The following is a 20,454-nucleotide window of genomic DNA, read 5'->3' on the forward strand; positions in this document are numbered from 1 at the left end:
GGCGTTGATTTCGCGGGGTTGGAAGCCTTGAGCCGCAACGAAAGTCACGTTATGGCGGCCGTCACCGGCGTGTCGTCTACATAACGTTAATGTCGACGCGAGGGACAGACGCGAGGGTGGAGCACGAGGCAGACGGGCCGGTCGGGACACCGCTTCCGGCTCCGTTGGGCGCCCCCGGGCGGGGGTTGTCGCTACGAGGCGGGCAACACGACTTGTGGTGCCGGATGGTTACATATGTGACTGGTGTGAACCGACGGCAGGCGGCCTGGATTAGCGGCGGGTGGTGTCGATGCCCAGAGACATGCCGGCCAGTCCGCGGCGCCGGCTGGACAACGTGTCGGCGATGCCGCGCAATTCCTTGCCTGCCGCCGAGTCCGGGGCAGACAGCACCAGCGGAACCCCGGAATCGCCGGCGCTCACCAGCGCGGTGTCCATCGGCACCTGGCCCAGCAGCGGCACGTCGGCACCGATCGCGCGGGACAGCCGCTCGGCCACCCGTGGCCCGCCGCCCTCGCCGAAGACGTGCATCGTCGACCCGTCCGGCAACGCCAGCCACGACATGTTCTCGACCACCCCGACGATCCGCTGCCTGGTCTGCAGCGCGATCGCGCCCGCCCGTTCGGCCACCTCGGCGGCCGCCATCTGCGGCGTCGTCACCACCAGGATTTCCGCATTCGGGATCAGCTGGGCCACGGAGATCGCCACGTCGCCCGTACCGGGCGGCAGATCCAGCAGCAGAATGTCCAGATCACCCCAGTAGACGTCGGCAAGGAACTGCTGAAGCGCGCGGTGCAGCATCGGTCCGCGCCAGACCACCGGAGTATTGCCCTCGGTGAATTGCGCGATCGAGATGACTTTCACGTCGTGGGCGATGGGCGGCAAGATCATCGACTCGACCTGGGTGGGCCGATCGGTGGTACCCATCATCCGCGGGATCGAATGACCGTAGATGTCGGCGTCCAGAAGCCCGACGGACAGGCCCCGGGCAGCCATCGCCGCAGCGAGGTTCACGGTGACGGTGGATTTGCCGACGCCGCCCTTGCCTGAGGCCACCGCGTACACCCTGGTCAGCGAGCCTGGCTGAGCGAACGGGATCACCGGCTCGCGAGCGTCGCCGCGCAGCATCTTGCGCAGCTCGGTGCGCTGCTCGTCGTTCATCACGTCGAGGGTGACCTTCACCGCGCCGGTTCCCGGCACGTCCGAGACGGCGCGGGTGACCAGGTCGGCGATCTCCGTCTTCTTCGGGCACGCCGCGGTGGTCAGGTAGATAGCGACGTGCACGCCGCCGTCAGGGCTGATCTCGACATCCTTGACCATGCCCAGCTCGGTGATCGGTCGGCGTAGCTCGGGGTCGATGACTTTCGCCAGCGACGACCGCACATTCGCTACCAGATCAGACATTGAAACCGAGTCTACGGTCCGCCCCGACTGGGCTGCACGTTGCTCAGTTGACCGGGCCGGGGGGTGACGTATAGCCCGCCCCCGGCGCAAGGGGGTCGAAGGCAGCAGGCGGTGCAGGCGCCATCGGCGCGGCGCCGGGCAAGGGGCCGCCCTGCGACGCCGGACCAGGCAGGGGGCCGCCCTGCGATGCCGGACCAGGCAGGGGGCCGACGGGCGACGCGGGGCCGGGCAGGGGACCACCCGGCGATACCGGACCGGGCAGCGGACCGCCGGGCGTGGCGGGCACTCCAGCTGACTGCGAATCCTGGGCACCCGCGGCTGGCGGGGGCGCGCCTGGGAACGGGAACGGCCACGCCGGCTGTGGTTGCGGCTGCGGCGCTACTGCGGGCATCGGGCTGCCGCCGAAGCACACCAGCGTCGGGCACCCCAGGCTCTGCTGCGCAGGATTCTGCGACGCGATCATGGTGGGATCCCATGCCGGCGAAGGCATCTGGCTGGCGACGTCGGTGGATCCGAAGTTCACCAGCTGCATCTGCGTCATCGGGTCGGTCGTGGGCAGTCCCAGCACGTTGATCGGCAAGCCCGGGCCGAGGCCCTCCGGTGCGTTCTCCAGGTGAGCGTCGCCCATCGGCGGTACCGGACCGACGATCGGCGGCAGATCCACGGGAACCACACCGGTGGCGTACGCCGCGGCCCAGCCGAGCACGTTGCGCGCATACGGCATCGAGTTGTTGTACCGCAGAATCGAACTCAGCACCTGCGACTGGTCGCGGAGGTTCAGACCCCCACTGCACAGGTACCGCGCAGCCCCCAGTGCCGAGTCGAACAGGTTCTGCGGGTCGGCTTTGCCGTCGCCGTCGCCGTCGGAGGCGTAGCGGGCCCAGGTTCCCGGCAGGAACTGCATCGGTCCCAGCGCGCGCGCGTAGGTGGCCTGCCCGTTGGGCGCCATGCTCTGAACAATGACCTCGTTGCCGGGCAGCGAGCCGTCAAGCGTCGGGCCGTAAATGGGCCGCACCGCTGTCCCGCGCGTATCGGTGGCGCCATTGTTGGCGTGCAACGACTCGATCCGGCCGATGCCCGCCAGCAGGTTCCAGCTGACCCCGCACCCAGGCTGGGCCATGGCCATCATCCGCTCAGCGTTGCGGTAGGCCTGCAGCGCCATCGCCGGAATGCGAAGTGCGCCCGGCGAATTGACCACCACGGCGGGTGGCGGAGCCGAAAGGGTCGCCGCCGCCGCAACGTGAAAGCTTGACGGCGCACGGCTGACCGGGACGACCGACGGGCCCGTGATCGCGCTGGGGTCCGGTACCGCCGCGGTCAGCATCACGTTGGCGTCCTGCATGGGGGCGTGTACCAGCGGCGTGACGCGCGGCGCAGCGCCGACCGCGGTGACGAGCACCAGCGGAGTGACCACGACGGCGAGCCCGGTTGCTGGCGTGCGAGCGACCTTGACACACCGGCGTCGCGCGCGTCGAAGAGCGCCCAGCGCCCCCGAGCCGCCCCCTGTCTGCACTGACACCGTCCTGACGTCGTCGGCAGTGCCCGCCTCGAACGTGCCGGCGCCCACTAGCCGTGTGAACTGAATCACCATACCTAGTCGGCCCGCGAAAGGATGCAGTTCGGTCCCGGCTAGGTACTTCGCTTCGCCCGGCGCTCCGACATATCGCTCTTGACCGGCTTCTCGGGCTTCGCCGCCGAACGCGGTTCAGAGATGAGTTCACGCAACTCGTCGAGTTCGCGGCGCAGGTAATCGCGCGTCGCCACTTCCCCGACCGCCAGCCGCAGCGCCGCCAGCTCACGCGCCAGGTACTCGGTGTCCGCCTTCGTCTGCAACGCGCGCCTGCGGTCTTCGTCGAGTGACACCCGGTCGCGGTTCTCCTGCCGGTTCTGCGCCAGCAGGATCAGCGGCGCGGCGTAAGCGGCCTGCGTCGAAAATGCGAGGTTGAGCAGGATGAATGGATACGGGTCCCAGCGCAATTTGACCGCGGTGACGTTGATGGCGATCCAGACGATAACGAGCACCGTCTGCCACAGCAGGTACCGGCCTGTGCCGAGGAACCGCGCGATCGACTCGCTCACCTGGCCGACGGCGTCGGGGTCGAGGTTGAGCGAGAAGCGGGGACGCGACGCGCGGGGCGTGTCCAGACGCTGACGGGAGGTCAGCTCGCTGAGGCGACTGGCCTGCGCCTCTCTCTCGCTCATGTCATCCCCTCTGTGGTGGGCGACAGCTCGACTTCGTTTAGCTGCACACGCCAGTCGTCGGGCAGCAGGTGATCGAGCACGTCGTCGACGCTCACGGCGCCCAGCAGGCGGTTGTCTTCGACGACGGGGCCGCAGACGAGATTGTAGGCAGCGAAATACCGGGTCACGGCGGCCAACGACGAATCGGGCGCCAGGTTCGGCAGGTCGGTGTCCACCACGCCGCTGACCAGCGACGCCGGCGGCTCGCGCAGCAGGCGCTGCAGATGCACACAGCCGAGGTAGCGCCCCGTGGGGGTGGAAGTCGGCGGCCGCACGACGAACACCAGCGACGCCAGCGCGGGCGTCAGGTCCGGGTCACGGACCCGCGCCAGCGCCTCGGCCACGGTGGTGTCAGGGGCCAGCACCACCGGCTCGGGCGTCATCAACCCGCCGGCGGTGTCCGGTGAGTGGGTCAGCAGTCGCCGGACCGGCGCGGAATCCTCGGGGTCCATCCGCCGTAGCAGCACTTCCCGGTCCACCGGGTTGATCACCTGCAGCAGGTCCACGGCGTCGTCGGGATCCATCGCCTCGAGCACGTCGGCAGCACGCTCGATGTCCAGCTGCAGCAGCAGTCCCCGCTGTTCGTCCTCGTTGAGTTCCTGCAGCACGTCGGCCAGGCGCTCGTCGTCGAGTGCGTTGATCAACTCAATGCGGCGTTTGTCGGGCAGGTCGCGGATGGCCTCGGCGACCTCGATCGGGCGCTGCCCTTCGAATTGGTGCAGCAGTTGAGCGACTCCTTGGTCGGGCATCGCAAGCGCTGAGGGCGTGAGGCCTTGCACGTGGCGCCAGTCGACGGCGTAGATGTTGCTGCGCCGTCCGAGCCGGCGCGGGCTGCGCACGGCCACTTTGGTCACCATCCAATCGCGGGTGCGGGTCTGCTCCATCGCGAGATCGACCACGACGACGTCGATGCCGTGCAGCTGTTCCAACTCGGGATCGTCCGTGTGCACCTTGGTCTCGACCACCTGGCCAAGCACCAGCACTTCACCGGGCCGTTGCGCGAACCGCCGCAGCGACACGTTCGTCGTCGTCAGCGTGACCCCGTGGGGCTCGATCGCCGTGACACGGGTGATGGGCACAAAAATCCGCTGCCGGGTGAGCAGCTCGACCACGAGGCCGAGAACACGGGGTTGCTGACGGACGATGCTGATGCTGATCACGACGTCGCGCACGCGGCCGATCGACTCCCCGTCGGGACCCAGCACCACCATGCCGGCCAGTCGCGCCGCATACACCCTGTTCACCGCCGTCATAAGGCAAGGGTAGGTGAGGCCGGCTGTCAGAATCCGTAGTAGTAGGACGCGCCGTCCGGGTTCAGAGCTGCGAAGAGCCAGAATCCCGCGAACAGCGCGACCGCGATCGCGCCGATGACCACCGCGGCGACGGCGAGCCCGTAGCCATCCTGGCCGGTGCGCTTGGTCTCGTTCATCGCGACGATGCCAAGCACGAGGCCGACGATCGCGGGGACGCCGCAGAAGCACAGGAACACTCCCACGATCGAGGCCACGAATGCGCCGATCGCCTGGCCGTTGGTGGACCGCGGCGGCGAGTACGGGTTATAGGGGACGCCGCCGTGGTAGGGCGGCGGGAACGCGGGCGGCGGCACCGCAGGGGTGACGTTCTCAGGCGGCACATACGGGCTCGCAGAACCGGCCGGCGGGTAGGGCTGCGACCAGGCGGGCGGGGTCTCTTCGAGAGACGGGTATTCGTAAGCCCGCTCCGGCTCGCCGGGATACTCGGGGTGCTCGGGATGCGATGTCACGGGGCCGCGACCCGGTCCATAGCGATCAACCTAGCGCACCTCGCGGCGAGCCGTCGCCGAGGACGCCACCGGGGCGGATGCAAGGCAGAATCAAAGCGTATGCGGTGATCTGGCATGCACGCCCTGTGCGGCCCGCCCGCCGACATTCGTGAGGAGTAAGGCCCATGACCACCCCGTTTTCCTCGGGACAGAAACCGACCACGTCAGCGTCAAGCGCTCGGGGACCAGCCCTTCCGACGCCGCCGAAGGGCTGGCCCATCGGCTCGTATCCCACCTACGCCGAGGCCCAGCGCGCCGTCGACCACCTGTCCGACCAGGAGTTTCCGGTCGAGCAGGTGACGATTGTCGGCGTCGATCTGATGCAGGTCGAGCGGGTCACGGGCCGGCTGACCTGGCCACGGGTTCTCGGTGGCGGCGTGATCAGCGGGGCGTGGCTGGGCATCTTCATCGGCCTGGTCCTCGGCGTGATCACCGGCAATTACCTGGCCGCGCTCATTCCGGGCGTGGTCGCCGGCATTTTCTTCGGCCTGATCACGTCGGCTGTTCCCTATGCGATGGCGCGCGGCACAAGGGACTTCAGCTCGACGATGCAGCTCGTCGCCGGACGCTACGACGTGCTCTGCGATCCGCAGAACGCCGAGAAGGCGCGAGATTTGCTAGCCCGCTTGACGTTATAAGCCGGATGGGACTGTTGTGGCAGAAGTGTTGCACTTCACGACCATCTACCTCTACGGTTTTCGCGCGGGAGATCTGAGCCGCTGACTGCGGCGGTGAGCAGGCGGGAGACGGTCGTGCCGAAGGGGTCGCGGGCCGGAGCGAGGCTTGTCCGAGCGACCATCAGACACGGAGCGAGGCTTGTCCGAGCGACCATCAGATTCGGCGCTGTGGCCGCTGTGTGCGTGACGACGGCCTCGCTGGTCGCGGCTTGCGGGACAGGCGGCTCCGGAACGGTGCTCAGCCTCTATACGCCCGCCAACGAAGCCGACACGTTTGCCGCGGCGGCGGCCAAGTGCAACGAGCAGTTTCGCGGCCGATTCTCCATCCAGCAGCAGAGCCTGCCCCGCGAAGCCGACTCGCAGCGGCTGCAACTGGCACGGCGCCTGACGGGCAACGACCGCTCTCTGGACATCATGGCCCTCGACGTCGTCTGGACCGCCGAGTTCGCCAAAGCCGGGTGGGCGACCCCGCTGACGGATGATCCCGGCGGGGCGGCAGAACGCGACGCCAGAGCCGACACGTTGGCCGGTCCGCTCAAGTCTGCCGAATACGACGGCAAGCTCTACGCGGCGCCCGTAACCACGAACACTCAATTGCTCTGGTACCGAGCTGATTTAGTGAAGACGCCACCGGCCGACTGGGACGCGATGGTGACGGAGGCCACGCGCCTGCACAGCGAGGGCCTGCCCAGTTGGATCGCGGTGCAAGCCAAGCAATACGAGGGCTTGATGGTCTGGTTCAACACCCTGCTTCAAAGCGCGGGCGGGCAGATCGTGTCCGATGACGGGAAATCCGTGACGCTGACCGACACGCCGGCACACCGCGCGGCCACCGTGAAGGCGCTGGAGATCATCCACAACGTCGCGACCGCGCCCGGAGCCGATCCGTCGGTCACGCAAAGCAATGAGAGCACCGCGCGGCTTGCCGTCGAGGACGCCAACGCTGCCCTGGAAGTGAACTGGCCGTTCGTGCTACCGGGAATTCTGGAGAATGCGCTGGCGGGCAGCGTGCCGTTTCTGCCGCTGAAGGGCCGCGCGGACCTGGCAGGAGCGATGCGCGACGGCAAGGTCGCGACGGACTCCCCGCAGTTCGCCGCCGCGCTGGACGCCGTCAGGCAGAAGTTCAACTTCGCCCCGTATCCCGGCGTGACGGCGGGCCAGTCGGCCAAGGTCACTCTCGGCGGCCTCAACCTCGCCGTGGCCAGCACGTCGCAGCGCAAAGCCGAAGCGTTCGAGGCGATTCGGTGCCTGCGCAGCCGCGACAACGCCAAGCAGACCTCGTTGGCAGGAGGGCTGCCGGCCGTGCGTGCATCGCTGTACGACGATCCGCAGTTCCAGGCCGCCTATCCGGCGTACAAGATCATCCGCGATCAGCTCAGCAACGCCGCGGTCCGTCCGGCGACGCCCGACTATCAGGCCCTGTCGATGCGCGTCACAAACACGCTGTCGCCGGTCACCGGGATCGACCCGCAGGCCACCGCGGACAAGCTGACCGTCGAGGTGCAGAAGGCGCTGGACGGGAAGGGGTTGATCCCGTGACGCGGACGCGAGGAGCACAACGATGACCGCGAACACGCGGTCCGACCGACGGCTGGCGTATCTGCTGATCACGCCCGCGGTGGTGCTGATGCTGACAGTGACCGGATACCCGATCGGCTATGCGGTGTGGCTGAGCCTGCAACGGGTCAGCCTCGCCACCCCGGGCGACACCTCGTTCGTCGGCTTGGGAAACTACCAGACGGTGCTCACCGACCGATACTGGTGGACGGCGCTGTCTGTCACGCTCGTGATCACGGTGATCTCGGTGGCCATCGAACTCGTGCTGGGCCTTGTGCTCGCGATCGTGATGCACAGGACGATCTTCGGCAAGGGGCTGGTGCGCACGGCGATCCTGATCCCGTACGGCATCGTCACGGTCGCGGCGTCCTACAGCTGGTATTACGCCTGGACTCCGGGCACGGGATATCTGGCCAACCTGCTGCCGCACGGCAGCGCCCCACTGACGCAACAGATCCCGTCACTGGGCATCATCATCCTCGCTGAGGTGTGGAAGACCACGCCGTTCATGGCGCTGCTTCTGCTGGCGGGTCTCGCGCTGGTACCCGAGGAACTGCAGCGCGCCGCGCAAGTGGACGGGGCTGGGCCGTGGAAGCGCCTGGTGAAGGTCACACTGCCGCTGATCAAGCCCGCGATCCTGGTTGCGCTGTTGTTTCGCACCCTCGACGCATTCCGCATCTTCGACAACATCTACATACTCACCGCAGGGGCCAACAACACGTATTCGGTGTCAATCCTGGGCTACGACAACCTGTTCAAGGCGTTCAACCTCGGCCTCGGTTCGGCGATCAGCGTGTTGATCTTCGCCTGTGTGGCGGTGATCGCGTTCATTTACATCAAGGTGTTCGGGGCATCGGCGCCCGGAGCTGACGACGGAAGTTCCTGACATGGCACAGCGGGTGAGCGCGGGGCGGAGGGCGAGTTGGGCGGTCCTCGACGTCATCGTGGTCGTCTATGCGCTGTTCCCGGTGTTGTGGATCCTGAGCCTGTCGCTCAAGCCGACGGCAACCGTCAAGGACGGCAAGCTGATTCCGTCATCGGTGACGTTCGACAACTATCGCAACATCTTCCGCGGCGACTTGTTCGGGCCCGCGCTGCGCAACTCGATCGGGATCGGCCTGATCACGACGGTGATCGCGGTGGTCATTGGCGCGATGGCGGCCTATGCCATTGCGCGACTGGACTTTCCGGGTAAACGCCTGCTCATCGGAGTCGCTCTGCTGATCGCGATGTTTCCTCAAATATCGCTTGTCTCACCGCTATTCGATATTTCCCGGGCGCTCGGTTTGTTCAACACCTGGCCCGGGTTGATCATCCCCTACATCACGTTCGCGTTGCCGTTGGCCATTTACACCCTGTCCGCGTTCTTCCGGGAGATCCCGTGGGATCTGGAGAAAGCCGCCAAGATGGACGGCGCCACTCCGGCTCAGGCGTTCCGCAAGGTGATCGCTCCGCTGGCCGCGCCCGGCATCGTCACTGCAGCGATTTTGGTGTTCATCTTCGCGTGGAACGACCTGCTGTTGGCGATCTCGCTGACCGCCACCACCGCGTCGATTACCGCGCCGGTGGCAATCGCCAATTTTCCGGGAAGCTCGCAATTCGAGGAACCGACCGGCTCGATAGCGGCCGGCGCGATGGTGATCACCATTCCGATCGTCGTGTTTGTTCTAATCTTCCAACGACGGATAGTCGCCGGCCTGACCTCCGGCGCAGTGAAGGGATAAGCGCATGGCCGAGATCGTGCTCGACAGGGTGACGAAGAGTTACCCCGACGGCACGGCCGCCGTGAACGATCTGTCGCTCACGATCGCCGACGGCGAGTTCATCATTCTCGTCGGCCCGTCGGGTTGCGGTAAATCCACCACGCTGAACATGATCGCCGGGCTGGAGGAGATCACCTCCGGCGAGCTGCGCATCGGCGGCGAGCGTGTCAACGACAAGGCGCCCAAGGACCGCGACATTGCGATGGTCTTCCAGTCGTATGCGCTGTATCCCCATATGACGGTGCGTCAGAACATCGCGTTTCCGCTCACGCTGGCGAAGATGAAAAAGGCCGAGATCGCACAGAAGGTCGACGAGACCGCGAAAATCCTTGGGCTGACTGAATTCTTGGATCGCAAGCCCGCCAACCTGTCCGGCGGTCAGCGTCAGCGGGTCGCGATGGGCCGCGCGATCGTCCGCAATCCGAAGGCCTTCCTGATGGACGAGCCGCTGTCCAACCTGGACGCCAAGCTGCGGGTCCAGATGCGTGGCGAGATCGCGCGCCTGCAGCGCCGCCTGGGCACCACCACTGTGTACGTCACACACGACCAGACCGAGGCGATGACGCTGGGCGACCGGGTTGTCGTGCTGCTCGCCGGCGTTGCGCAGCAAATCGGCACGCCGCAGGAGTTGTACGACCGGCCGGTCAACTTGTTCGTCGCGGGTTTCATCGGCTCGCCTGCGATGAACTTCTTCCCGGCCGGCCTCACCGATGTGGGGGTCAGCCTGCCGTTCGGCGAGATCACGCTGACCCAGCAGGTACACGACGTTCTCGCACAGCATCCGACACCTACCAACGTGATCGTCGGGATCCGGCCCGAGCATCTCGAGGACGCCGCACTGATCGACACCTACCAGCGGCTGCGGGCACTGACCTTCGAGGTGAACGTCGACATGGTGGAGTCGTTGGGGGCCGAGAAGCTGGTGTACTTCACCGTCGAGGGCGCATCGGCGCACGCGGCACAGCTCGCCGAGTTGGCGGCCGAATCGGAGATCGGCGAAAACGAGTTCGTCGCAAGGCTTCCCGCGGAGTCCGCCGCCAAGGCGGGCGAGCGAATCTCGTTGGCGTTCGATACCAGCAAGCTCGCGATCTTCGACGCCGATACGGGCGTCAACTTGACCATCCCGCCCGCCAACGGGTGACCGACCTCCAGTCGTATCTGCGAGATCACTTCGCCCGAGCGGGGATTACTGCCGCGCCCGACGTCGCGAGCGTGACGTTTGTCGGACTGCACCCGATCGACGTGCTGCGGTTCGGCCCCGACGGCGACGGCACGTTCCACTATGTGTCCGTAGGCGGTTCACGCCACGATGACGCAACGCGCGCCGAGGTGGTGGTGAGCCTGCGAGGCACGGCGGTTCCAGCGGGGCTCGCGCGCAGCGTCGCGGTGCTGGCCGCCGCGCCCGTGGTGGAGGGACTGCAGTTGACCGTTGACGCGCTCGTCGATCTCGGGCAGCCGTTGTGGCAGGGCGCACCGTTCACGGCGGTTCTGTTGGGGGACAGCGGGATTGCGCCCTCTGGGGAGGTGCAGTTTCTGCAGGCCACCCCGATCACGCAGAACGAGGCGGCGTGGGTGCGGCTGAAGGGTCCCAAGGAGATGCGGCAGGCATGGGATGAGGACGGTGTCGACTTGCTCGACGCAGCTAGGCCGGCAGGGCGGCCACGCTAAAGCCAGTGGTTGCGTCGGAACGTGACGTACAAGATGCTGCAGATCGCGAGCATCACCCCGATCACCAAGGGGTAGCCAAAGGTCCAATTCTTTTCGGGCATGTACTCGAAGTTCATTCCGTAGATGCCCGCGATGGCCGTCGGCACTGCGGCGATCGCCACCCATGCTGAGATCTTGCGCATGTCGACGTTCTGCTGCATCGCCACCTTGCCGAGCGCAGCCTGCACCAGCGAGCTGAGCGTCTCGTCGTAGCTGGTGATGCGGTCCGATGCCTGGATCTGATGGTCCAGCACGTCGCGCATGTAGCGCATGACCTCGATGGAAACCAAGTCGTTGTGGTCGGTGCCGAGCCGCTGCAGTGCGAGCGTCAGCGGGCTCACCGCGCGGCGCATCTCGACGATCTCCCGCTTGAGCAGGTAGATGCACTCGATGTTGGTGTGCGTGCGTGGCGAGAAGATGTCCTCCTCCATTGCGTCGATGTCCGTCTCGACGAGATCAAGGACATCGAGGTAGCTGTCCACGACGTGGTCGGCAATCGCGTGCATGATCGCGTAGGGGCCCAGCTTCGTCATCGCCGGTGAGGTGTCGATGCGCCTGCGGACGTCAGCGAGGCCACCGTGTTCGCCGTGCCGGACTGTGACCACGAAATCCGGGCCGACGAAGATCATGATCTCGCCGGTCTCGACGATCTCCCTTGCCTTGGCGACGGATTCGTGCTCGACGTAGGTGACTGTCTTAAGCACCAGGAACAGAGTCTTGTTGTAGCGCTCCAGCTTTGGGCGCTGATATGCGCACACCGCGTCCTCGACGGCGAGCTCGTGCAGCCCGAACACGTCGGCGACGGTTTGCATCTGGTGTTCGTCGGGCTCGTACAGGCCGATCCACACGAAGGCTTCGCTGCCGGCTTTCTCCAGCTCGCGGACTTTCCCCAAAGCGGCAGCATGGGTGTACTTGCCGGGCAACCGTTCCCCGTCGGCGTAGACGCCGCAGTCGACCATCGCGCGCGCGACCGGGACATGGATCGAGTGCACGTCGGCATCGGCGGTCTTGTGGCGGAGCTGTGGCGGCAGCGCACGAAATGTCCGCATCGTGTCACCTCCGTGGCGTCGCACAGTCTTCTCGAGCAGCCGCTAATGCTACGCGTTCTACCTGCACCGGTGCGTGTTGATGCGGTCAGGCGGCCAGCCGGACCGCCCCCTCTCGTCGAGCGACGTCGCTTCGGTGCGCTAGTTTCGTCGCGAACCAATTGTCTTCCCGAGGAGCACGTGACGTGAGCGCATCGCCATTGAAAGTCGCCGTCACCGGCGCCGCCGGCCAGATCGGATACAGCCTGCTGTTCCGTCTGGCGAGTGGTTCGTTGCTGGGGCCGGACCGTCCGATCGAGTTGCGCCTGCTCGAAATCGAGCCGGCACTCAAGGCCCTCGAGGGTGTGGTGATGGAACTCGACGACTGCGCGTTCCCGCTTCTGGCAGGCGTCGAGATCGGTGCCGACGCCAGCAAGATCTTCGACGGCGTGAACCTGGCCCTGCTCGTCGGCGCCCGCCCCCGTGGCCCCGGCATGGAACGAAGCGACCTGCTCGAGGCCAACGGCGCGATCTTCACCGCCCAGGGCAAGGCGCTCAATGAGGTTGCCGCAGAAGACGTTCGCATCGGCGTCACCGGTAACCCCGCCAATACCAACGCGTTGATCGCGATGAGCAACGCGCCTGACATCCCGCGTGAGCGGTTCTCGGCGCTCACCCGCCTTGACCACAACCGGGCGATCAGCCAGCTGGCTCGCAAGACGGGCGCCGCCGTCACCGACATCAAGAAGATGACGATCTGGGGCAACCACTCGGCGACCCAGTACCCGGACATCTTCCATGCCGAGATCGGCGGCCGCAACGCTGCCGAGGTCGTCAACGACCAGGCCTGGATTGAGAACGACTTCATCCCGACCGTCGCCAAGCGCGGCGCCGCGATCATCGACGCGCGCGGTGCCAGCTCGGCGGCGTCGGCTGCGTCGGCGACCACCGACGCTGCCCGTGACTGGCTGCTCGGCAGCGCCGACGGCGACTGGGTCTCGATGGCGGTGATTTCCGACGGCAGCTACGGCGTTCCGGAAGGGCTGATCTCGTCGTTCCCGGTCACCACGAAGGACGGCGGCTGGACGATCGTCCAAGGCCTCGAGATCGACGAGTTCTCCCGCGGCCGGATCGAAAAGACGACGACCGAGCTTGCCGAAGAGCGGGAGGCGGTCACCGATCTCGGCCTGATCTAGGGCGATTAGGCTACCTAAGAGTAGGTCAGTAGCGTGAGTTCTGTGTCCGAGGTCGTGAGCACGCACGTCGTCGTCACCGATGAGGAGATTTTCGACGCGCACATCGGCGGAAAGCTCTCCGTCGAACTGAAGTCTCCGCTGGACACCCAACATGCGCTCTCGATCGCCTACACGCCTGGTGTGGCACAGGTCAGCCGCGCGATCGCCGCTGACCACACCCTGTCCGCCCGGTACACGTGGGCCAACCGGCTGGTTGCCGTCGTCAGCGACGGCACCGCGGTTCTCGGCCTCGGCGACATCGGCCCCGCAGCGGCGCTGCCCGTGATGGAGGGCAAGTGCGCGCTGTTCAAGGAGTACGGCGGTCTGGACGCGATCCCGATCGTGCTGGACACCAAGGATCCCGACGAGATCGTCGAAACCATGGTGCGGCTGCGGCCGACTTTCGGTGCGGTGAATCTGGAGGACATCTCCGCGCCGCGCTGCTTCGAGATCGAACAGCGGCTCATCGAGGCGCTGGACTGCCCCGTCATGCACGACGACCAGCACGGCACCGCGATCGTGGTGCTCGCGGCGCTGATGGGCGCGAGCAAGGTGCTCGACCGCGACATGGCCTCGCTGCGGATCGTGGTCTGCGGTGCTGGCGCCTCTGGCTTGGCGTGCACGAATATTCTTCTCTCCGTGGGGATTACGAACATCACGGTCCTCGACTCCCGGGGCATTGTGCATGACGGCAGGGACGGTCTGAACACCGTCAAGACCGACCTGGCGCGGCGCACGAATCCCGACGGGCTCAACGGCGGCATGGTCGAGGCGCTCAAGGGCGCCGACGTGTTCCTCGGAGTCTCGGGCGGAGTCGTGCCCGAGGAACTGATCGCCACGATGGCCCCCGACGGCATCGTGTTCGCACTTTCCAACCCCGACCCAGAGATTCATCCCGAGATCGCCAGCAAGCACGCCGCGATCGTCGCCACCGGCCGCAGTGATTTCCCGAACCAGATCAACAACGTGCTCGCCTTCCCCGGGGTCTTCCGCGGCGCACTCGACGCCGGCGCCCGCAGAATCACCGAGAAGATGAAGCTTGCGGCCGCCGAAGCGATTTTCTCGGTGGTTGCCGACGACCTCGCCCCGGACCAGATCGTGCCGAGCCCGCTCGACCCCAGGGTCGGGCCGGCCGTCGCTTCTGCCGTGGCAGCTGCCGCCGATTAACTCTCGATGACCGCTGTAGGGATTCCGGTGCGGATTCTCGGCGCCTTATGCGCCGTGCTGATCGTCGCCGGCTGCGCCGACGGGAACCCCGAAGGTGAAGTCGTCGTCGGTGCTGGACCCGACGCGGAGTCGGCGATCCTCGCCGAGCTTTATGCCGCGGCGCTGCGCTCCTACGGGGCCGCGGCACGAGTCGAACGCAGCGCAGACCCCGTCGCGCAACTCGATTCCGGCGACGCCCGCGTGGTGCCCGGTTTCACCGGCCGGCTCCTCGAGAGGTTCGCCCCTGGCGCCGCCGCGATCTCTGACAAGGACGTGTACCAGGCGATGGTCGGGACCCTTCCTGAAGGCGTGGCGGCGGGAGACTACGCGATGTCCGCAGAGGACAAGCCGGCGCTCGCGATCGCACAGGCCGGCGCGGGTGGCCGTGGACTGGCGGAAATCGTCAAGAACTGCGCGGCGGTCGAGACCGGAGTGGCGGCAGGCGAGCCGTCACCACCCACTGCGCTCGGCACGTGCAAGCTGCCTGTGCCGCGCGAATTCCGTTCCAGCCCAGAGCTTTACGATGCGCTGGGGGCAGGGCAGATCAATGCCGCGTGGACCACGACGGCTGCCCCCGATATCCCGACCGCGGCCGACGTGCTGGCCGACGACACACCGCAACTGGTGCGGGCCGAGAACGTGGTGCCGCTCTACCGCCGCAACGAGCTCTCCGAACAGCAGCTGCTGGCCATCAACGAGATCGCAGGGGACTTCGACACCGCGGCGCTGGCGGACATGCGCCGTCAGGTGTCACAAGGCGGCGACCCCCGTCACGCAGCCGAGGCGTGGCTCGCCGCGCACCCGCTCGGCCGTTAGGGCGGAGCGAGGCTTGTCCGAGCGACCATCAGTGAGGTAGCGCCCTGGAGGTGATCGCGGTGACCAGCCGCTGATAGCCGGACCCGGTCAGCCTGACGATCAGATCGAGAACCTTGGCGTCGGTGCCGACCAGCACCCGGGCCTTGTTCTTGCTGACGCCGTCCAGGATGATCCGCGCGGCCTTCTGCGGGGACGTGCTGGCCAGCTTCTTGTCGAATGTCCGCACCAGCTCGTCCTTGTCGAGGCCCTCGACGACGGTCGAGTTGCGAGCGATATTGGTCTTGATTCCGCCGGGATGCACTGTGGTCACCTTCACCGGGTGTCCGGCGAGGATCATTTCCTGTCGCAACGCCTCGGTGAAGCCGCGCACCGCGAACTTGGCGGCGTTGTACGCAGCCTGGCCCGGCACGGAGAACAGCCCGAAAACGCTCGACACGTTGATGATGTGTCCGTCGCCGGAGGCGATCAGGTGCGGCAGGAAAGCTTTGGTGCCGTTGACGACGCCCCAGTAGTCGACGTCCATTACCCGCTCGATGTCCTTGAACCCGCTGACTTCGATGTCGCCGGTGAAGGCAATGCCAGCGTTGTTGTAGATCTGATTCACCGTGCCGAAATGGTCCTTGACGGCATCTGCGTAGACCAGGAACGCTTCGCGCTCGGTCACGTCGAGGCGGTCGGAGCGCACCGGCACCCCGATGGCTTTCAGGCGTTCCTCGGTGCCGGCCAGGCCTTTGACGTCGACATCGCTGATCGCGAGCTTCGCACCGGAGCGCCCCAGCTCGATGGCGAGCGCCTGGCCGATCCCTGAACCTGCGCCCGTGACGACGGCGACCTTTCCCGCAAACCCCTGCATTGCCGCACTCCTCCGAGTCAGTGATCTCGAACGAGGTTAGCCGGTACCCGCGGTCCCGGTTTCGTTGGGCTTTGTCTCCGAAGACGGGTCGCCCTCAACCGGTCGCCCGGCCTCTTTCCACGCTTTGAGGCCGCCGTCGAGATGGGCGACGTTCCCGTAGCCCATCTGTTGCAGCACGTCGGCGCCGAGCGCGGACCGGCCGCCACCCGCGCAATGCAGAATGACGCGACGACCCCGTTTGAATTCGGGACGGTGGTACGGGCTGGCCGGATCGGCGAAGAACTCAAGCATGCCGCGCGGCGCATGCACCGATCCGGCGATCTTGCCCGACTGTTCCAGTTCCGCAGGCTCCCGCACGTCGACGAGAAGTACGTCGTCGCTTTCTAATTCGGCCGCGACCTGCTCGACCGTCAGGTTCTCGACGCGCTCCTTGGCTTCGCGGACCATGTCCTCGATTGACTTGGGCATCAGGCGAACGCCTCGTCGAGAATCTCCTGCTGTTCGACCGCGTGCACCTTCGCCGACCCAGACGACGGTGCCGACATCGCGCGCCGGGAGATGCGCCTGATGTTCTTCAGCGCTGGCACCAGCTCGGGCAGATTCAGACCGAACGTCGGCCACGCACCCTGGTTGGCCGGCTCCTCCTGTACCCAGAAGAACTCTTCGGCGTTCGGGTAGGTGTCCAGCGTTCGCGGCAGCCGGTAGCGGGGAATCGGATACAGCTGTTCGATCCTCACGATCGCGATGTCGTCGCGGCCGTCTTTGGCCTTGCGGGCGATCAGCTCGTAGTACAGCTTTCCGCTCACCAGCAGGATGCGCTTGACCTTGGAGCGATCGCCGTCGCCGATGTCGTACGTCGGCTCTTCGATCACAGACCTGAACTTCATCTCGGTGAACTCCGAGATGTCGGACACCGCAGCCTTGTTGCGCAGCATCGACTTTGGCGTGAACACGATCAGCGGCCGGTGGATGCCGTCCATCGCGTGGCGGCGCAGCAGGTGGAAGTAGTTGGCCGGCGTCGACGGCTGTGCGACCGTCATCGAACCCTCGGCGCACACCTGCAGGAACCGCTCGATGCGGCCTGACGTGTGGTCGGGACCCTGACCTTCGTGGCCGTGCGGCAACAGCAGCGCGACCTCGGACTGCTGGCCCCATTTGGCCTCACCGGAGCTGATGAACTCGTCGATGATCGACTGCGCGCCGTTGACGAAGTCGCCGAACTGTGCCTCCCACAACACAAGTGCATCCGGGTCGCCCAGCGAGTAGCCGTATTCGAAACCCACAGCGGCGAATTCGGACAGCGGCGAGTCGTACACCATGAACCGGCCGCCGTTGGGCTGGCCGTCCTCGTTGGTGGCCAGCAGCTGCAGGGGAGTGAACTCGGCGCCCGTCTTGCGGTCGATGATCACCGAATGCCGCTGGCTGAACGTGCCACGCCGGGTGTCCTGGCCGGAGAGGCGCACAGTCCTGCCTTCTGCGACAAGCGATCCCAGCGCGAGCAACTCGCCGAATGCCCAGTCGACCTTGCCGTTGTAGGCCATCTCGCGACGCTTCTCCAGCACCGGCTTGACGCGTGGGTGCACAGTGAAACCTTCTGGGAACGCCAGGTGCGCGTCGCCGATCCGGGCCAGCAGCGATTTCTCCACCGAGGTGGAGAGTCCGGCGCGCAGCTGCTGCTCGGCCTCAACGGATTCGCTCGGCTCGATCTCGACCTTCTCGAGTTCACGTACCTCGTTGAAGACCTGCTCGAGCTGGCCCTGGTAGTCGCGCAAAGCGTCCTCGGCCTCTTTGATCGAGATGTCGCCGCGGCCGATCAGCGATTCGGTGTAGCTCTTGCGCGCGCCGCGCTTGGTGTCGATCTCGTCGTACATGTACGGCTGCGTCATCGACGGGTCGTCGCCCTCGTTGTGCCCGCGCCGGCGGTAGCAAAGCATGTCGATGACGACGTCCTTGTTGAACTGCTCCCGGAAGTCCACGGCCAGCCGTCCCACCCACGCGCAGGCCTCCGGGTCGTCGCCGTTGACGTGGAAGATCGGCGCGCCAATCATTTTCGCGACGTCGGTGCAGTACTCAGAGGACCTCGAGTCGTCAGGTGACGTGGTGAACCCGATCTGGTTGTTGACGATGACGTGGATCGTGCCGCCGGTCCGGTACCCGCGAAGCAGCGAGAGGTTGAGTGTTTCTGCGACGATACCCTGTCCCGCGAACGCCGCGTCGCCGTGCATCATCAACGGCATGATCGAGAACCGCTGAGCCGCTTCGGCGTCCGCATTCTCTTCGAGCAGGTCCTGCTTGGCCCGTACCAGGCCTTCGAGCACCGGGTCCACCGCCTCCAGATGTGACGGGTTCGCGGTCAGCGACACGTCGATGTCGTTGTCGCCGAACATCTGGATGTAGGTGCCGCGGGCACCCAGGTGGTACTTCACGTCGCCGGAGCCGTGCGCCTGCGACGGGTTGAGGTTGCCCTCGAACTCGGAGAAGATCTGCGAATACGGCTTGCCGACGATGTTGGCCAGCACGTTGAGCCGGCCGCGGTGCGGCATGCCGACGACCACCTCGTCGAGCCCGTGCTCGGCGGCCTGATCGATGGCCGCGTCCATCATCGGAATGACGGTCTCGGCACCTTCGAGCGAAAAGCGTTTCTGCCCAACATATTTGGTCTGCAAGAAGGTCTCGAAGGCCTCCGCTGCGTTGAGCTTGGACAGAATGTACTTCTGCTCGGCGACCGTCGGCTTCTCGTGCTTGACCTCGACACGTTCCTGAAGCCACTGCTGCTGTGCGGGCTCCAGGATGTGGGTGTATTCGATGCCGACGTGGCGGCAGTACGCGTCGCGCAGCAACCCCAGCACGTCGCGCAGCTTCTTGTACTCAGCGCCGGCGAAACCGTCGACCTTGAACACCCGGTCCAGATCCCACAGCGTCAGCCCGTGGGTGGCCACGTCGAGGTCGGGGTGGCTGCGGAACCGGGTCTTGTCCAGGCGCAGCGGGTCGATGTCGGCCATCAGGTGCCCGCGGTTGCGGTAGGACGCGACCAGCTCCATCACCCGGGCGTTCTTGTCGGCGATCGAGTCCGGGTTGTCGGTACGCCAGCGGACCGGCTCGTAGGGGATGCCGAGCTCGTGGAAGATGTCGTCCCAGAAGCTGTCTGAGAGCAGCAGCTCGTGGATCGTGCGAAGGAAATCCCCGGACTCGGCGCCCTGGATGATCCGGTGGTCATAGGTGGAGGTGAGCGTGACGAGCTTGCCGATCCCGAGATCGGCGATGCGCTCATCGCTGGCGCCCTGGAACTCGGCGGGGTACTCCATCGCGCCGACGCCGATGATCGCGCCCTGTCCGCGCAACAGGCGCGGCACGGAGTGCACGGTGCCGATGGTGCCGGGATTGGTCAGCGACATCGTCACGCCCGAGAAATCCTCGGCGGTCAGCTTGCCGTCGCGCGCCCGCCGCACGATGTCCTCATAGGCGGCGATGAACTGACCGAACCGCATGGTCTCGGACTTCTTGATGCCGGCCACCACGAGCTGGCGGCTGCCGTCCTTACCCTTCAAGTCGATCGCCAGGCCCAGGTTCATGTGGGCGGGCGTGACGATGTTCGGCTTGCCGTCCACCTCGGCGTAGTGCCGGTTCATGTTCGGGAACTTCTTGGTGGCGGCCACGATCGCGTACCCGAGCACGTGGGTGAACGAAATCTTGCCGCCGCGAGTGCGCTTGAGGTGGTTGTTGATGACGATCCGGTTGTCGATCATCAGCTTCGCGGGCACGGCGCGCACGCTGGTGGCCGTCGGCACATCCAGCGAGGCCGACATGTTCTTGACCACGGCGGCGGCCGCACCGCGGATCACGGCAGTTTCGTCGTCGTCCTGCACCGCGATGGCCGGAACCTTCGGAGCCGGCTTGGCCTCGTCGGAGGAGGCGGGCTGAGCCGGGGCTTGTACGGCGGGCGGAGCCTTGGCCTCAGGCCGTTGCATGGTCTTTTTCGTAGGCGGACTCTGCTGGCCGTTGCCGGCGGGCTCGGGTGAGTAGTCGGCAAGAAACTCATGCCAACTCTCATCGACCGATGAGGGATCTTCCCGGAACTTGCGGTACATCTCTTCGACAAGCCATTCGTTCTGCCCGAATGGTGAAGGTGAACTGCTCACAGCAGTTGCTCGCCTCGATTCCTCTGCCTGGAA

The 20,454-nt window shown here is 66.1% G+C and carries 18 protein-coding genes; 9 read left to right on the forward strand and 9 right to left on the reverse strand.

From position 1 onward, the window contains the following. Positions 1-270 precede the first annotated feature (270 nt). From QOH60_RS18970 to QOH60_RS18990, 5 genes are all read right to left on the reverse strand, one after another. Positions 271-1,401 (reverse strand): P-loop NTPase, encoded by a 1,131-nt coding sequence (locus QOH60_RS18970; protein WP_526423197.1) that lies wholly within the window; start codon positions 1,399-1,401, stop codon positions 271-273. 43 nt (positions 1,402-1,444) lie between these two features. After that, on the reverse strand, positions 1,445-2,914 hold the full coding sequence (locus QOH60_RS18975; RefSeq protein WP_526423244.1) for a lytic transglycosylase domain-containing protein: 1,470 nt from the start codon (positions 2,912-2,914) through the stop codon (positions 1,445-1,447). 116 nt (positions 2,915-3,030) lie between these two features. Beyond that, positions 3,031-3,603, reverse strand: a complete 573-nt coding sequence (locus QOH60_RS18980) for a DUF1003 domain-containing protein (RefSeq protein ID WP_526423199.1) — start codon at positions 3,601-3,603, stop codon at positions 3,031-3,033. Further along, positions 3,600-4,895: a magnesium transporter MgtE N-terminal domain-containing protein gene (locus QOH60_RS18985; RefSeq protein WP_526423201.1), complete on the reverse strand. Its 1,296-nt coding sequence runs from the start codon at positions 4,893-4,895 to the stop codon at positions 3,600-3,602. Before QOH60_RS18985 ends, QOH60_RS18980 begins: the two co-directional genes overlap by 4 nt. A 26-nt stretch (positions 4,896-4,921) precedes the next feature. Continuing rightward, positions 4,922-5,404, reverse strand: coding sequence for a DUF4190 domain-containing protein (locus tag QOH60_RS18990; protein WP_526423203.1), 483 nt, complete (start codon positions 5,402-5,404; stop codon positions 4,922-4,924). A gap of 164 nt (positions 5,405-5,568) precedes the next feature. Between QOH60_RS18990 and QOH60_RS18995 the strand changes: the two genes are divergently transcribed. The 6 genes from QOH60_RS18995 to QOH60_RS19020 all read left to right on the forward strand — a co-directional run bounded on the left by QOH60_RS18995 (position 5,569) and on the right by QOH60_RS19020 (position 11,108). Next, entirely contained in the window at positions 5,569-6,081 is a 513-nt protein-coding gene (locus tag QOH60_RS18995; protein WP_526423206.1) for a general stress protein, read from the forward strand. A 207-nt stretch (positions 6,082-6,288) separates the two neighbouring features. Further along, a complete protein-coding gene (locus QOH60_RS19000; protein ID WP_526423208.1) occupies positions 6,289-7,659 on the forward strand; it encodes an extracellular solute-binding protein in 1,371 nt (456 codons plus the stop codon). Positions 7,660-7,681: 22 nt separating this feature from the next. Then, on the forward strand, positions 7,682-8,563 hold the full coding sequence (locus QOH60_RS19005; protein ID WP_526423210.1) for a carbohydrate ABC transporter permease: 882 nt from the start codon (positions 7,682-7,684) through the stop codon (positions 8,561-8,563). 1 nt (position 8,564) lies between these two features. After that, positions 8,565-9,401, forward strand: a complete 837-nt coding sequence (locus tag QOH60_RS19010; protein ID WP_526423212.1) for a carbohydrate ABC transporter permease — start codon at positions 8,565-8,567, stop codon at positions 9,399-9,401. 4 nt (positions 9,402-9,405) lie between these two features. Further along, positions 9,406-10,581 carry an ABC transporter ATP-binding protein gene (locus tag QOH60_RS19015; RefSeq protein ID WP_526423214.1) on the forward strand — a complete coding sequence of 392 codons (1,176 nt, stop codon included), beginning with the start codon at positions 9,406-9,408 and terminating at the stop codon, positions 10,579-10,581. Then, on the forward strand, positions 10,578-11,108 hold the full coding sequence (locus tag QOH60_RS19020; RefSeq protein ID WP_526423216.1) for a suppressor of fused domain protein: 531 nt from the start codon (positions 10,578-10,580) through the stop codon (positions 11,106-11,108). The genes QOH60_RS19015 and QOH60_RS19020 overlap by 4 nt, the downstream gene beginning before the upstream one ends. Here the strand turns inward: QOH60_RS19020 and corA are convergent. Beyond that, on the reverse strand, positions 11,105-12,196 hold the full coding sequence (corA, locus tag QOH60_RS19025) for a magnesium/cobalt transporter CorA (protein ID WP_526423218.1): 1,092 nt from the start codon (positions 12,194-12,196) through the stop codon (positions 11,105-11,107). The genes QOH60_RS19020 and corA overlap by 4 nt on opposite strands. Before the next feature lie 182 nt (positions 12,197-12,378). Here corA and QOH60_RS19030 point away from each other — a divergent pair, with 182 nt between their 5' ends. The 3 genes from QOH60_RS19030 to QOH60_RS19040 are packed head-to-tail and all read left to right on the forward strand — an operon-like array spanning position 12,379 to position 15,429. After that, positions 12,379-13,368: a malate dehydrogenase gene (locus QOH60_RS19030; RefSeq protein WP_526423220.1), complete on the forward strand. Its 990-nt coding sequence runs from the start codon at positions 12,379-12,381 to the stop codon at positions 13,366-13,368. Between the two features lie 42 nt (positions 13,369-13,410). After that, complete coding sequence (locus QOH60_RS19035) at positions 13,411-14,574, forward strand: NAD(P)-dependent malic enzyme (protein ID WP_526423222.1); 1,164 nt, start codon at positions 13,411-13,413, stop codon at positions 14,572-14,574. A 6-nt stretch (positions 14,575-14,580) separates the two neighbouring features. After that, positions 14,581-15,429, forward strand: a complete 849-nt coding sequence (locus tag QOH60_RS19040) for a glycine betaine ABC transporter substrate-binding protein (RefSeq protein ID WP_526423224.1) — start codon at positions 14,581-14,583, stop codon at positions 15,427-15,429. 28 nt (positions 15,430-15,457) lie between these two features. Here QOH60_RS19040 and QOH60_RS19045 read toward each other — a convergent pair whose 3' ends face one another. Genes QOH60_RS19045 through QOH60_RS19055 form a run of 3 tightly spaced genes read right to left on the reverse strand, consistent with a single transcriptional unit; the run spans position 15,458 to position 20,421 of the window. Next, positions 15,458-16,282 (reverse strand): SDR family NAD(P)-dependent oxidoreductase, encoded by an 825-nt coding sequence (locus tag QOH60_RS19045; RefSeq protein ID WP_526423226.1) that lies wholly within the window; start codon positions 16,280-16,282, stop codon positions 15,458-15,460. Between the two features lie 36 nt (positions 16,283-16,318). Continuing rightward, a complete protein-coding gene (locus QOH60_RS19050; RefSeq protein ID WP_526423228.1) occupies positions 16,319-16,750 on the reverse strand; it encodes a rhodanese-like domain-containing protein in 432 nt (143 codons plus the stop codon). Next, on the reverse strand, positions 16,750-20,421 hold the full coding sequence (locus tag QOH60_RS19055; RefSeq protein WP_526423230.1) for a multifunctional oxoglutarate decarboxylase/oxoglutarate dehydrogenase thiamine pyrophosphate-binding subunit/dihydrolipoyllysine-residue succinyltransferase subunit: 3,672 nt from the start codon (positions 20,419-20,421) through the stop codon (positions 16,750-16,752). Before QOH60_RS19055 ends, QOH60_RS19050 begins: the two co-directional genes overlap by 1 nt. Positions 20,422-20,454 lie beyond the last annotated feature (33 nt).

The organism is Mycobacterium sp., from assembly GCF_032159765.1.
In the GTDB taxonomy this organism is placed as follows: Bacteria; Actinomycetota; Actinomycetes; order Mycobacteriales; family Mycobacteriaceae; genus Mycobacterium.

What these genes read in the sequence shown, in the direction of transcription:
- QOH60_RS18970 (WP_526423197.1), bottom strand. Translation starts at nt 1,401, where the DNA reads ATGTCTGATCTGGTAGCGAATGTGCGGTCGTCGCTGGCGAAAGTCATC.
- QOH60_RS19050 (WP_526423228.1), bottom strand. Translation starts at nt 16,750, where the DNA reads ATGCCCAAGTCAATCGAGGACATGGTCCGCGAAGCCAAGGAGCGCGTC.
- QOH60_RS18985 (WP_526423201.1), bottom strand. Translation starts at nt 4,895, where the DNA reads ATGACGGCGGTGAACAGGGTGTATGCGGCGCGACTGGCCGGCATGGTG.
- QOH60_RS18980 (WP_526423199.1), bottom strand. Translation starts at nt 3,603, where the DNA reads ATGAGCGAGAGAGAGGCGCAGGCCAGTCGCCTCAGCGAGCTGACCTCC.
- corA (WP_526423218.1), bottom strand. Translation starts at nt 12,196, where the DNA reads ATGCGGACATTTCGTGCGCTGCCGCCACAGCTCCGCCACAAGACCGCC.
- QOH60_RS19005 (WP_526423210.1), top strand. Translation starts at nt 7,682, where the DNA reads ATGACCGCGAACACGCGGTCCGACCGACGGCTGGCGTATCTGCTGATC.
- QOH60_RS19010 (WP_526423212.1), top strand. Translation starts at nt 8,565, where the DNA reads ATGGCACAGCGGGTGAGCGCGGGGCGGAGGGCGAGTTGGGCGGTCCTC.
- QOH60_RS19045 (WP_526423226.1), bottom strand. Translation starts at nt 16,282, where the DNA reads ATGCAGGGGTTTGCGGGAAAGGTCGCCGTCGTCACGGGCGCAGGTTCA.
- QOH60_RS18995 (WP_526423206.1), top strand. Translation starts at nt 5,569, where the DNA reads ATGACCACCCCGTTTTCCTCGGGACAGAAACCGACCACGTCAGCGTCA.
- QOH60_RS19015 (WP_526423214.1), top strand. Translation starts at nt 9,406, where the DNA reads ATGGCCGAGATCGTGCTCGACAGGGTGACGAAGAGTTACCCCGACGGC.
- QOH60_RS19040 (WP_526423224.1), top strand. Translation starts at nt 14,581, where the DNA reads ATGACCGCTGTAGGGATTCCGGTGCGGATTCTCGGCGCCTTATGCGCC.